A 13,217-nucleotide genomic window follows, 5' to 3' on the forward strand; every position below is an offset into this window, starting at 1 on the left:
CCGGCGAGCGAGGGAGTGTTTGAGCAAAGCCCGCCCTTGCCCCGGCCCGTTCCAACCAATCTTTCTCGGATGAATAGGAGGAACGGATGTTCCGTAAACTGGAGGACTTCGTCGGCGGTTACGGGCGGCTCGCCGAGTCGACCGGCCGCCTGATGGGCGCCCTCACCGACGAGAACCTGAGCCAACCGGTCGCCGACGGACACCGCACCCTCGGTCATGTGGCGTGGCACGTGGTCACGTCCGTGCCGGAGATGATGAACCGGGTCGGCCTCGGCATCGCCTCCGTGAACCCCGAGTCGCCCCCGCCATCGACGGCCGCGGAGATCCGCGACGCCCACGAGGCGGTGAACGCCGAACTGATCGAGAAGATCCGCGACGCATGGACCGACGAGACGCTCGAACGGGTCGACGAAATGTACGGCGAGACCTGGCCGCGCGGCCTCACCCTCACCATCCTGATCAACCATCAGATCCACCACCTCGGCCAGATGACCGTCCTCCTTCGCCAGGCGGGCGCGGAAGTGCCCGGCATCTTCGGACCCTCCAAGGAGGAATGGGCTCGTTACGGCATGGAGGCGCCCCCCTACTGAACGGAGAGCGGCGGGCGCCCGGAAATGAAAGGACGAGGGTAAGGCCCCGGCGGCGGGCAAAACCGAAAGAACGCTCAGCGAAAGAAAATGCGATAGAAGACACCGTAGCGGTTGACGAGGGAATACCCCTTCTCCGTGCCGAGGAGTCGCGCGGCGGGCATCCTTTTACGCTCTTGAAAATCGTTATAGAGGATCTCCCCGGTCTCGTCGTTGCAACCGACCAAAAGGAGGAAGTGGTCGCAGGGCCAGTCCGGAAACCGATCCGGATAGATCTTCACGCCGACGAGGACGGGGCGGCGGGCGCGGAGCTCCGCGAGGATCTCCTCGAGGTGCGCCTCCCAGCTCTCCGGGCCGGGAGACGGACGGTGCAGGAGATTTCGAATCCAGTCCCGTATGTAGGGAGGGCCGAATAAAGCTTTATAGCCGTAATTATGGTCGTTGTCGATCCCATAGCGCTCCAGCGCGTCGTCCAGTTCGTAGGCGTGCAGCCCGCGTCCCGGCGCGCCTCCCGCCCGGTTGATCGCGAACTGAGTGGCCTCGACCGCGCGCGCGCGGAGAATCGACCAGATACACGCCTCGCCGCAGCTCCCCTCGGCGATCTCCATTCTGTGGGGAGGCGGCTGGTGCCCGGGAACCGCGCGGTCCCCCGGAACGCCCTCGCCCGCGAATCGGTAGCCGTCCGGACCGACCGCCTCGGCGGGACGGGGACCGGACTCGGCGGCTCGATAGAACGATTCCGCCCTCTCCGGATCGATCGGAACACCCTCCCCCGCGGCGTACAGATCTCCGAGCATGTAGGCCGCGGCGGTGTTCCCCGCACCGGCGGCCTCTTGCAACAGGCCGACACCGGCGTCCCGGTCCGGCTCCGCGCCGATCCCGTGAAAAAGACGGTACCCCAATAAATAGAGGGCGCGTGGGTGGCCCGCCGCCGCCGCCGGCCGATACCGGCGGTTCGCCTCCTCCTGATCCTCCGGAACGGCGTTCCCCCATGCGTAAAGATTCCCCAATTCGAGCGCCGCATCCGGGTCCCCTTCCTCGGCCCCTTTCCGAAGAGCGGGGAGGGCGCGCGCGTACAACTCCGCGGCGAGCGCCGAATCGCGGGGAACGGCCCGGCCCCTCTCGACCAGCGCGGCGAGATGGACCATCCCGACAGGATCGCCGGCGTCGGCGGCGCTTCGCAGGAATTCGCCCGCGGCGGCGTAGTCATTCGCCGCCCCGTCGCCGAGACGGAGGCGGGCGCCGAGAAGGGCGAGGGAGCGCGCGTCGCCCCCTTCGGCCGCCGCGTAGAGTTTCGGAAGAGGAGCGTTCCAACGGAGAAGGGAATCCGCACCGGCGGAGGGACGCGCCGCCGCGAGAAGAACGGCGGCGAGGACGACGAACGAGGGGGCGCGGACACGACGGTTCATGGCGAAAACGTAACACACGGCAGCATCCGGATCCATACGACGGCCCGCCCCGCGAAGCGGGCGCCTACCCGCGCGCCCGGCCGGTGCGGATCCAGCGCGCCCAGTCCGGGCGGCCGTTCCGCTCGGCGGCGCGGGCCGCCGCTTCCCGGTCGTAGGGGACGGACACCGCCCGGGCCGCCCACTCCCCTCCGTCCCGCTCCAGAATCGCGTACCGCGCTTCCGGCGACCCCGCCTCCATCACGTGCGGATAAGGGTGGTCGTCTTCGAAGGCGGGGCAGCCGACGCTCCCCGGATTCACCACGAGGCGACCGTTGGGAAGGGGGACGATCCCGGGAAGATGGTCGTGGGCGCAGAGGACCACGGGAGATTCCCCGCCGCCGAGGAGGGCGTCGATCTCCTCCGGTCGCCGGAGCCGGACACCGGCGGCGGAGACCTCCCGCAGGAGATAGGCGTCGTCCCGCGCGGGCGTGCCGTGGCAGAGGAAAAATGCGTCGAAGGCGACGGCGGCCGGCGGCAGCGATTCCAGCCACGCGAGATGGGCCGGTCCGAGCACGGACCGCGTGAAGTCGAGTGTCGGCGAGGACGCCGCTCCCGGTCGTCGTTCCGTCACGATTCGATCCTCGTTCCCCCGCACCGTCGGCGCGTCGAGGGAGAGGAGAAGATCGGCGGTTCCCTCCGGGTCGAGCGGACCGTAAAGCGAGTCCCCCAGATTCACGAAACGGAACACGCCGCGGCGGGCGGCGTCGGCGAGCACCGCCTCGAGCGCCCACCGGTTTCCATGCACGTCCGCCAGCACCGCCGTCGTCTTCACCGCCGTCACTCCTCTTTCTCCGATTCGCCGGCGGTGCGTTCTTCTTCATCCGCACCGCCCCGGGGCCGGAACGAGGCGATGGGACCGATCGTCTTGCGCAGGAGGATTTCCGCATGGCCCGGCACGATGTAGTCGTCCAGCGTTCCGACCTCGCGGTAGCCGAGGCGCTCGTAGAGACGGCGCGCGCCCGGGTTGAAAGAGGAGACGCAGACGAAGACGTTCGGCGACTCGCGGAGGATGCGCTCCTCGGCGAACCGAAGAAGCCGCGTGCCGATCCCGCGCCCCCGGAGCGCCGGCTCGACGACCAGGCTCTGCAGATAGCCGACGAACGCTCCCCGGAGGACCAGGACGGCGAAGCCGACGGGACGGCCGTCGGCGCGCGCGACCCACACCTCGCGGTCCGGCGAGCGAAGCAGGGCGAGGCATCCCTCGTATCCGCGGCGGAGCGTGATCCAGGGCTCGCTCTCCGCCATCATGCGCGCGCAGGCCTCCGTCTCCCGGGCGCCCTCCAACCGTTCGATCCGGATCTCCGGCGCCGCGCGTCCCCTCTTCTCCATTATTCCCCCAGAGCGAAAGCGGCGAGCCGGTCGCCGTAGAAAAGGGGCGCCACGACGAGGGTTCGTTCCGGGTCGTAGCCGAAATCGGCAAGGAAATCCCCGATGACGCTGGTGTCGATCAGCTTCTCCACCTTCCCCTCCGGATCGATCCGAAAGAGCCGTCCTTCCCAATGCGAGACGAGGAGATTCCCCTTCCCGTCCGGGACGAGCCCGTCGATGATCCCCGAAGAGAGGCGCGCCCGGACGCGGATCTCCCCTGTCGCCGTGTCCACCGCCTTCACCGTACCGTCGCCGCTGTTGCCGACGAAGAGCACCCCGCCGGCGGCGCAGAGGCCGTTCGGGTCGTCGATGGGCGCGCCCTCGAGCCACACGTCCGCCTCACCGCCCCGCACCCGGTAAATCCGGTCCAGCCGGTTGTCGGAGACGTAAAGAACGCCGTCGCCGTCGACGGTCACGTCGTTGGGGAAGCTCCCCTCGGGGAAGGGGACGCGGCTCAGGATCTCGCCGGAATTCACGTCGATCTCCGCGAGGGTCGTCCTCTCCACCACCCAGAGACGATCCCCCCGGAGCGCCATGCCGGTCGGGTTCGCCAATCCGCCGACCCAGGCCGCGTCGAGCGCCTCCCCATTCGGTCCGATCCGGGAGAGGGTCTGCGATCCCCGGGGGCCGAGGGCGCCCGCGGCATCATAGTTCGACACATAAAAGACCCCGCGCCGCCCATCCCAGAGGACCGCCTCGGGCATGGAATAGGCCTTGCCCGTCTCCCAAGCGCGGCGGGCGCCGCCGGCGAGAAGAACCGCGTCGGCGTCCTGCATGCCGAAAGCCCATCCGCCGAAGGACTCGCCCACCAACAGCAAAAGCTCGTTCTCTCCCTCCCGGAGCGGCAGGAAGAGATGGTCGAAAAAGCCGACCACGCCGAGGAAGCTCCGGTCCCGGCTCTGGTAGGCGCTGTTCCCGAAGTAGAGAGGCCGGCCGTTCAGGAAGACGGCGACGATGTCGCTGTAGGCGAGGCGGTACTCCATCGTCTCCGCTTTTTCGGCGCGAAGAAAGGCGCGGGCGTAGACCCCGTCGGGCATCCGTCCCGTCCGGCCGGTGGTGCGGCCCACGTCCACGATCCCCCTCGCGTCGGCCGACGCCGGCCGCCACTCCAGGGGCGCCAAATCCTGCGCGTCCGGGTGGGCCTCCATGTCCACCGAGGCGAGAGGGAAGGCGCGGGATATCTCCCACTCTCCGATGAATCCGGGCGGGACGTCCTCCGGCGGGAGAGGATCGAAGGCGAGATCGCTTGTCTCACGATAGCGGAAATCGGCGAAACAGCAGGCGCCGTTCGGGTCCCCCTCGAGACCGAGGGCGCCGCGGGAGATCCCGTTCCCGAGCTTCGGCACCTCCAGGACCGGCCGGTCCATGTCGCCGTAAAACACGCGCGCCCGTTCCCCCTTCACCTCGATCCGGAGCGTGATCCACTCCTCGTAGGGTTGGTCCGTTCCAGCGGTCGCCCCGTCGCCGTTGTAGATCTGCCAGCTCGCGATGCCGTTCGTCGAGGGACAGTATTGAACCGCGTCGGGATAGAAACGGAAGCGGTGCGGCCGCAGATAGACCTTCTCGTGGTCCGTGGGGGACTGGATGCGAAAGTTTACACCCGGATAGTTGCGCTCCCGAGCGACCAGCACGTCCACCTCGATCACGCCGTCCGCGAAATCCGCGTCCCCGAGCAGGGCGCTCCCCGACAGGCACTTCCTCCCGTCCCGCTCGAAGACGCGCGCCCGGGTCAGATCCCAGCGGCCGGACTCGAAGTCGACCGGCGTCATCTCCGCGCGCCCCGCGGACGCCGCGAGAGAAAGGAGCAGGAGCGCCGCGAGAGCGCGCGCCGGCGTCAGGCATCGGTTCATTTTGTCCTCCCGATGAAATGGTTGCGGGCCGTCCGCGGGCTCCCGAGCGCCGCGTGGCCCGCGACGGCGTGTTCGGTGGGCGTCGGCGGCTCCCGCGGGACGGACCACGGAAATCGGGCCGAGAGCGGGCGGGCCGCCGTCGATCGTTCACCGAAAAAGACGAGAGGAAGGAGAGTATTGTTCACGGTCTTGCGGCGGGCGACGGTCGGTTCCCCCCCCCCGCCGCCGCGGTCCGGCGTCACTCCTCCGCTTCCATCCGGCGGATCAGCCCCTCGATCCACGCCGGGTCGTCCGGAAGCAGTCCCGCCGCGGGGAGATGGGCGAGCGTAACCGCCCATCGCGGGTCGAGCGCGACCGCCCGCCGGAGGTAGGGAAGCGCCTCGTCGACACGGCCGATCGACGCGAGGGTCGTGCCGACCCAGAAGGGGGCTTCCCCGTTCGTCTCGTCGTCGCCTATGAGTGAGAGCGCGCCCCGATAGGCGCTCAGCGCGCCGTCCACGTCCTCACGCGTGAGCCGCTCGTCGCCGTCGTTCAGCATCCGGTAGGCGCGCTTGAAGCGGACGAGGCGGCGCAGCTCGCCCACCGGGTCCGGGTGGTCCTCGACACGTAAATCGAACAGGCGCCCCTCCCAGGGACGGTCGCTCTTCTCGCCCGAGACGATCAGGATCGCCGCGGACTGACGGCCCCGGATATCCCCCCCTTCCCCCTCGGCCGCTTCGAGCGCGGCGAGAAGGCGATCGGCCAGGTCGCCGGCGGCGTTTTCATACGCGCGGGCCATCGCCTCCGGGACACCGGCGTTCTCCATCAGGTTCGCCTGGGCCGAGTATCCTTCGCCGGCACGATGGCCGGCGTGAACGATGCATTTCCTTCCCGTGTGGACCGCCACGCGGCCGTGCGCGTCGATCATCGCCACCTGGCGCACCTCCCGGTCCTCGTCGGCGGCGACGAGCGCATCGAGCGCCTCCGCGGCCGCGGCGCCGGAGCGCATCCGTTCCAGGCCGAGGGGTCCGTAGGAGGGCTCCACGAAGGATTGTGTGGCGACCGCGCCGACGCCCGGCTCCGCCCAGGGGACCACCGAGCCGACGGAGAACCAGTGGGACTGCACCGCTACGCCCATCTCGCCCGTGGCCGCGTCCCGGGCGACGATGGAGTAGGTCGCCACCGGCCGGAACGGCGGCCCCGGACGCGCCGCGGAAGCGGCCGCCGCGACGGCGGACGAGAAGGCGAGGGCGAGAAGCGCGGTGTTTCCCATCATGGTCCACCTCCATCGTTACGCGCCGCGCGGTCCGTCCGCCCATCGGCCGGCGCCGCGTGGCGTCGCGCCATTTGATCAATACATGAAGAAATATTCCTGTATCGCGCGAACGTCGCCGGCGCGGGTGAGCGCGAGCATGAGCAGGATCCGGCTCTTCTGCGGGTTCAGGTCGCCGGCGACGGCGAACCCGAGCGCCTCGTCGTCCACCTCGGCGTGGAGAGTGACCGCCCCGGCCCCGGTCCGGGAACTCCGCACGATCGCCGCGCCGGAGGAGGACGCCCGCGCCAACGCCCTCACCGCCGGCGCGCTCGGGTTCCCGTTCCCCGTCCCGGCGAATACGATCCCCCGCGCCCCCGTCTCGAGGACCCGATCGATGAGAGTCGTGTCGAAGCCGGCGTGCCCGTAGAGGATCGCCGCCTCCGGCAGGGCGTCGATCTCCCGTATGTCGAAGGCGCTCGACGCCGTGTGACGGCGGGTCGACTCCCTGTAGAAAACGACGTCGCCGTAATGGACCGTTCCGAGAGGACCGAAGAGCGGGGACGCGAAGGCGTCGGCGCGGGTCGTGTGCCGCTTGGTCGCCTCCCGGGCGCCGTGGATCGCGTCGTTCATGACGAGGAGAGCCCCCTTCCCGCGCGATTCCGGCGACGCGGCGACCGCCACGGCGTTGTAGAGGTTGAGCGCGCCGTCGGCGCCGAGCGACCCGGGCGGCCGCATGGCGCCGGTCAGCACGATCGGCTCGTCGGTCCGCACGGTGAGATGCAGGAACCAGGCGGTCTCCTCCATCGTGTCCGTGCCGTGGGTGATCACGACACCGTCCACGTCCTCCCGGCGGAGGAGTTCATCGACGCGGCGCGCGATTCGGATCCACAGGTCGACGGTCATGTCCTGGCTCGCGACTTGGCACAGCTGCTCGCCGGTCACCCGGGCGAGTCCGTCGATTTCGGGCACCGCGGCGAGCAGTTCCTCCACCGGTAGCTCGGCGGGACGGTAGGTCCCCTCCACGGCCGAGACGCTTCGGCCGGCGATGGTGCCGCCCGTGGCGAGAATCACGACGCGCGGCTTCTCCGGCGCCCCGCCCCAAGCCGCCGCGGCGGCGAGCAGGGCGAGCGCGGCGATCCGCCGGGTCCACGGGAAATCACGTCTCACGATCCGCCTCCTTTCGCGGCGCGGCGGCGCGCTCCGTTTCCGGTTCGGGAAGAAGGGTGCGCCAGACCGCGCGCCATCGCCCCTCCTCGCGGGCGAAGACGAAGAGATCGCGCCCCTTTTCTCGAAAGAGCCGTCCTTCCAGCTCGAAGGCGATCACGTAACGGTACGAGGCGACCGCCGTGTCGCCGAAAACGCTCGCCACGGGGTCGAACTGCTCGTAGGCGCGGACCCGCGCGCGCGCGAGGAAATCCCGGTAGCTGCGTACGCAGGCCTCCCGTCCCTCGCCGAGGGGGACCATCCCCGGGCCGGCGATCACCATGCGCTCGTGGAAGACCTCGTCGAGAATCTCGATGGGACCCTCGGTCCAGGCGGCGCGGATCCTATCGAGAAGAGCGAGCAGCTCTTCGCGGTCCGAGGGCGTCGTATCGTTGTCCATGAAGGACCTCCATCCCGTCGAAGAGGAGTGTGTTCTCCGGGTGCGGGAAGTACCTCCCCGCCTTCGAACGGATTGTAGGCACGCGGAGCGGCGGGAATCAACCGACCCGGAAGGAATCGACGGGAAAGGGGAAGGGGAAGGGAGGACGGAACCGGCGGACGCCGGCGTCTATACGATTTTCGCCGCGCGCGACGCCATCAGCCTCTCGATGGCGGCGATGAGTTCTTTCGGCCGGAGCGGTTTGGTGACGTAGTCGTTCATCCCGATCTCGACGCAGCGCTCCCTGTCCCCCGTCATGGCGTGGGCGGTGAGCGCGATGATCGGGACCTCGGGATCGAGCACGCCGGAACCGGGGAGGCGGATCCGCCGCGTCGCCTCGATCCCGTCCATCTCGGGCATCTGCACGTCCATCAGAACGAGGTCGAAAGGCTTTTCGGAGAGAGCGCGGATCGCCTCGGTTCCGGAGGCGACGACGTGGATCCGGTGCCCTCTTTTTTCGAGGAGACGCTGCGCCAAAATCTGGTTCACCTTGTTGTCCTCGGCGAGAAGGATGTCCAGCGCGCAGGTCCCTTCGCCGCCTCGACGGCCATCCTTCCCGCCGCACCCCCCCTCCGCCTCGACCGCGCCGACCGCCCGAAGAGCCGCGTCGAGAAGGTCCTCTCCGCGGACCGGTTTGGTGATGTGCCCCGCGGCGCCGTGCTTCCGGCACTCCGCCGCCGCGTCGGGGCGGCTCGCGGAACAGAGAAGAAGGACCGGCGCGCCGCCGAACGCCTCTTCCCTTCCCCGGATTTTCCCGGCGAGCTCGAAACCGCTCATGCCCGGAAGGATTTCGTTGACGACGACCAGGTCGAAGGGCTCCCCTCTCTTCCGGCCGGCGATCAACTCCGCGAGGGCCGCCGCGCCGTCGCCGGCGCGCGCCGGCAGCATGTTCCAGCCCGCGCAAAGCTCCTCCAGGACGAGAGGATTCGTCGGGCTCCCGTCGACCAGGAGAACGCGCAGGCCGTCGAGTCGATCCGTCCGCGGGTCTCTTGTCCCCTCCGCGTCTCCCGTCCGCCTGCGAAGCCGGATATGGAAGGTGAAGACGCTCCCCTTCCCCGGCTCGCTCTCCACGGTGATGTCCCCACCCATCATGCGGACGAGACTCCGTGTGATCGTGAGGCCGAGGCCTGTCCCGCCGTAGTTCCTCGTCGTCGATCCGTCCGCCTGCTCGAAGGCGCTGAAAATCGAACCGATCTTCTCCTTCGGAATGCCGATCCCCGTGTCGCTCACGCGAAAACGGAGCTCGACCTCTTCGGGGGGCGAGTCGCACCGGTCGATGTCCACGACCACCTCGCCGCGCTCGGTGAATTTCACCGCGTTTCCCACGAGGTTGACGAGGATTTGGCGGATCCGGCCGGCATCGCCGATCAGTTCGTCGGGCACACGGGGAGAGACGCGGTAGACCAGCTCCACTCCCTTCGCCTCCGCCCGGAGCGAGAGGAGCCTTACGGCCCGGTCCACGCAATCCCGCAGGCGAAAATCGACCGGGTCGATCGCGATTTTTCCCGCCTCGATCTTCGAGAAATCGAGGATCTCGTTGACCACCTCGATGAGCCAGTCCGCCGATTCCTTGACCATGGTGAGATACTCGCGTTGCTCCCGGGTGAGGTCCGTGCCGAGGGCGAGTTCGGTCATGCCGAGGATCCCGTTCATCGGCGTGCGGATCTCGTGGGACATGTTCGCCACGAACTCGCTCTTCGCCCGGTTCGCCCGTTCCGCCGCCGCCTTCGCTTCCCGGAGACGCTCCTCGAAACGCGTCCTCTCGGTGACGTCCCGGAAACACCAGACCCGACCGGCGATCTGTTCGTCCAGCCGGAGGGGAGAGGAGAGTCGCTCGAACACCCTCCCATCCTTGAAAGATAAATAATCTTGGTCTTCTTCGAAAGAGGCGTAGAGCTTGCGCACCTTTTCGAGAAAGGCCTCGGGATCGACGAGTTGATCCAGCACCGCGCCGATCAAGGCGTCGTCGTCTTGCGTTTCCGCCAGCTCCCGGGGTATATGCCACATCTCGTCGAATCGGGCGTTGCGGTGCGTGACCTTTCCCTCGTCGTCCACGACGAGGACTCCCTCGCCCGTCGATTCCAGGGTGGCCCGAACCAGCTCTTCATTGCACCGGAGGGTCTGGACCGCGTTCACCCGCTGGATGATCACGCCCGAGAGATTCAGGTAGGTGCCGACCACGTCCTTCAAACGGAGGCGCTTCCCGGGCGGCATGCGGACGACTCCGACGGCGACCAGTTCGCCCTCACGGACACAGGAGAGTTGGTAACACTCCCCTTCCACGCCGGCGAAGCTCCGGAGAAGCTCCGGCGCCAGCACTTTGAAGAGGCAGGTCTCCTTCCGATTACACCGCCGCACCGCGGAAGTGTTAAAATGCCCCACCACCCGGTCGGACAGTTTCTTCATCGCGGAGCGTGGTTTCTCCAGTTGCGGGAAGGGGGCGTCGGTGTCCCGGTCCATCGCCTGGAGCACCATGCGCCGGGTGACGGTATCGAAGGAAGCGAGCGCGGCGACGGAGGCTTCGCAGAGGCGGCGGAGGTTCCGGCAGAGGATATGATAGACGCTATCCTCCGTCGCCCCCTCCACCTCCACCACCGTGTCGTAGAGGATTCGGTAAGCCGCGTTACGGCGTTCCAAGATTTTCTGGGCGCGAAGGTCGACCTCGTTGCCCGCGTGTTCCTTGCCGACCTCGTCCATGCCCGCCGGGGCCCTCCCGATCGATACGCCCGCTACTCGTTCTCTTTCGCCGAACCGGATGCCACCAACTCCTCGCCGGCGCCGGAAGCCGTCTTCCGCTCCTCGGCGTCCGCGCGCGCGACCACCGGCGCCCGGCTCTCGCGTCGCGGCTCCGCTGAGGCTTCCGCGCCCGCCTTCAACGCCGTCCGCCTCTTCCTCGGCCGGACCCGCGCGTACCAGGCCACCGCGATCACCACGAGCGCGGCGGTCACATAGGCGGCGGGCACTCCGAGGAGATCGGGCAGGAGGAGGCTCTGAACATTGTAGCCCTTTTCCAGAAGTGGATTCAGGCCGTACACGACGAGGGCCATGCCCGGAGCGAAAGAGGCAAGCACGACGAGGAAGTTCAGATTCCCCTCGCCGAGCTGGCGGAGTGTTCCCAAAATGCACCCGCCGGTCATCAGGATCCCCATACCGAAGAGGATTCCGGACAGGATGTTGTAAAAGCCGGCGCCGCGGATCTGGCCGATGGTCTTCAGCCCCAGCGCGGGATTCACCCGGCCGGAGAGGAGAAAGCCCACGGAGGTGATGGCGAACACGATCAGAAAGAGGCGTGTAAAACGCTTCGCCCTTCCGATGAATATTTCGCCGAGTCCGTGAGCGACACAGAAGCCGGCTCGCTGAACGAAGAAACCGAAACCGATTCCGAAGAGGAATCCCAGGGCGAGAAAGAGAGGAGTGCTCATGCCGGCATCCTCCCCTCGTCCAGTTTGAACATGATGTAAGCGCCGATGAAGATCCCCGCCGCCGAGAGGAAGGAGGAGACGGAAAGCATCGGCATCCCGGTCACGAAAGCGGTCGTGCAGGTGCCGGGCGCCACCGTGACTCCCATCCCGATCAAGGCGCCACCCAGGATCATGCGGGGGAGGAGTTCGCGCCGCGGCATACGGAGCCGAAACTCGCGGCCCGACACGGCGCCGAGGAAGGCGCCGGCGATCACGCCCAGGTTCACCACGAAGGCGAAGAGAAACTTGTTCTCCGGCCCGAGTTGCCCGATCATCGGCAGGAAGCTGCTCCCGCCGATCCAGAACTTACGGATGGCGAAATACATGACGACGTTCCAGAGCGCGAAGAACGCCATGAGCGTCGTCGGTTTCGCGTACCACTGTCGTGATGGCATTTCTCTCTCCCGCACCGTGCCTGCCGCGGCACTCTCAATCCCGGGTCACCACGATTTCCCAGTGACCGTCCTTCGGGCGAACCTCCAGGTGGAGGTCGTCGTACTCCTCCAACTCCTCGGGAATGGACTTGAGCGCCAGAGGATCGTCCACGCAGAAACGCGCCGTTTTCCCGCTCGGCATGCTCAGAACCTCTCGAATGAGGTTCACGACGGGATAAGGACAAACCTGCCCGAGAAGATCGACTTCCTTTTCTTCCGTCATGGCTTCTCCCACGGGGACGAGCGCACCGGTCCGGCGCGCGCCCTTCTCGGCTTCGCTCCTACGACGACCCTTGGCGGAGCCGGGCGCATCCACCCGCCTCTCTCCACACTTCGGCGACGGAGGGCCGGATCTTGATACGGTTCTACCGCTTAGCGGCGCTGCCCGACGCCATGAATCGACGATGGCGGGGGACGCCCGGAAAAGGAGCGGGTTATTCTTTGATTTACAGGGAGTTAGGGGCTTCGGAGAGTCCGGGGGCGGGTAGGTTCCTCGGGAACGCATGAGGGGACAGACGCCGGTCTTCTTCGGTGATCGGCGCCTGTCCCCGATGCCCTCCTAGTCTTCCCTCCACTCGATCTCCATCTCCTCTCGGGAGCCGAGTCCTTTTTCCAGCAGTTGGAGGAGTGCCGGATCGATGTCCCGGTCCTTGAACATCTCCAGAGTGGGCTTGTTGATGTAGTAATCCACGTCCTCTTCGGTTTCCTCTTCCAGCTGATCGATGAGGAAATTCAGCTGCTCCTCGCTGATCCGTCCCAGCTTCTTTCCGCTCTGCTTGTCGAAAAGCTCGATCATCGAAAACCTCCCGTCTGATTCCACGCGATCCGAGGCGACCCGCCCCGGGCGGCTTAGGGGGGAATCATACACCGGAAGAGGGGTGAGGGAAAATCTCTTCGACGCCGGACACCTTTCCGCCGCCGGGCTCCCTCTCGAGGCCGTCTCGGGGATTCTTCGGTACCGAATACCTTTTCAATCGCTGCGCTCATGATAATAATCCGGTACCGAAGGAGCGCTATCCCTTCCACCGCCGGTCTCCCTCTCGGGGCCGTCTCGACTCGCCGGGCACCCACCGGAGCCCGCCCCCGTCGAGGGGACAAATGAATCTGTCGAGCATTTATCGAGGCGGGCGGAGGTGGGTCGGCGAGCGAGAAGAGGGAGGATGCGGAAGCATCCGGACCGTGCCCCGAAGGGA

The 13,217-nt window shown here is 67.5% G+C and carries 13 protein-coding genes; 1 reads left to right on the top strand and 12 read right to left on the bottom strand.

Annotated elements, in window-relative coordinates:
- The first annotated feature begins 86 nt into the window (after positions 1 to 86).
- A complete protein-coding gene (locus tag JW958_00085) occupies positions 87 to 590 on the top strand; it encodes a DinB family protein (protein MBN1824627.1) in 504 nt (167 codons plus the stop codon).
- A 74-nt stretch (positions 591 to 664) separates the two neighbouring features.
- Here JW958_00085 and JW958_00090 read toward each other — a convergent pair whose 3' ends face one another.
- From JW958_00090 to JW958_00145, 12 genes are all read right to left on the bottom strand, one after another.
- Positions 665 to 2,014: a sel1 repeat family protein gene (locus JW958_00090; protein ID MBN1824628.1), complete on the bottom strand. Its 1,350-nt coding sequence runs from the start codon at positions 2,012 to 2,014 to the stop codon at positions 665 to 667.
- 46 nt (positions 2,015 to 2,060) lie between these two features.
- A complete protein-coding gene (locus JW958_00095) occupies positions 2,061 to 2,807 on the bottom strand; it encodes a metallophosphoesterase family protein (GenBank protein ID MBN1824629.1) in 747 nt (248 codons plus the stop codon).
- A 5-nt stretch (positions 2,808 to 2,812) separates the two neighbouring features.
- Entirely contained in the window at positions 2,813 to 3,364 is a 552-nt protein-coding gene (locus tag JW958_00100) for a GNAT family N-acetyltransferase (GenBank protein MBN1824630.1), read from the bottom strand.
- Positions 3,364 to 5,253, bottom strand: coding sequence for an SMP-30/gluconolactonase/LRE family protein (locus tag JW958_00105; GenBank protein ID MBN1824631.1), 1,890 nt, complete (start codon positions 5,251 to 5,253; stop codon positions 3,364 to 3,366). The genes JW958_00100 and JW958_00105 overlap by 1 nt, the downstream gene beginning before the upstream one ends.
- 238 nt (positions 5,254 to 5,491) lie before the next feature.
- Positions 5,492 to 6,505, bottom strand: coding sequence for a DUF1028 domain-containing protein (locus tag JW958_00110; protein ID MBN1824632.1), 1,014 nt, complete (start codon positions 6,503 to 6,505; stop codon positions 5,492 to 5,494).
- Positions 6,506 to 6,583: 78 nt separating this feature from the next.
- A complete protein-coding gene (locus JW958_00115) occupies positions 6,584 to 7,609 on the bottom strand; it encodes an asparaginase (GenBank protein MBN1824633.1) in 1,026 nt (341 codons plus the stop codon).
- 34 nt (positions 7,610 to 7,643) lie between these two features.
- Positions 7,644 to 8,090 carry a nuclear transport factor 2 family protein gene (locus tag JW958_00120; protein ID MBN1824634.1) on the bottom strand — a complete coding sequence of 149 codons (447 nt, stop codon included), beginning with the start codon at positions 8,088 to 8,090 and terminating at the stop codon, positions 7,644 to 7,646.
- Between the two features lie 168 nt (positions 8,091 to 8,258).
- Entirely contained in the window at positions 8,259 to 10,826 is a 2,568-nt protein-coding gene (locus JW958_00125; GenBank protein ID MBN1824635.1) for a response regulator, read from the bottom strand.
- Between the two features lie 32 nt (positions 10,827 to 10,858).
- Positions 10,859 to 11,551, bottom strand: a complete 693-nt coding sequence (locus JW958_00130) for a YeeE/YedE family protein (protein MBN1824636.1) — start codon at positions 11,549 to 11,551, stop codon at positions 10,859 to 10,861.
- Positions 11,548 to 11,985, bottom strand: a complete 438-nt coding sequence (locus JW958_00135) for a YeeE/YedE family protein (GenBank protein ID MBN1824637.1) — start codon at positions 11,983 to 11,985, stop codon at positions 11,548 to 11,550. Before JW958_00135 ends, JW958_00130 begins: the two co-directional genes overlap by 4 nt.
- 34 nt (positions 11,986 to 12,019) lie before the next feature.
- A complete protein-coding gene (locus JW958_00140) occupies positions 12,020 to 12,247 on the bottom strand; it encodes a sulfurtransferase TusA family protein (GenBank protein ID MBN1824638.1) in 228 nt (75 codons plus the stop codon).
- Positions 12,248 to 12,583: 336 nt separating this feature from the next.
- Positions 12,584 to 12,820, bottom strand: coding sequence for a galactosyldiacylglycerol synthase (locus JW958_00145; GenBank protein MBN1824639.1), 237 nt, complete (start codon positions 12,818 to 12,820; stop codon positions 12,584 to 12,586).
- Between the last annotated feature and the right edge of the window lie 397 nt (positions 12,821 to 13,217).

This window comes from Candidatus Eisenbacteria bacterium (genome assembly GCA_016930695.1).
Classification (GTDB): domain Bacteria; phylum Orphanbacterota; class Orphanbacteria; order Orphanbacterales; family Orphanbacteraceae; genus JAFGGD01.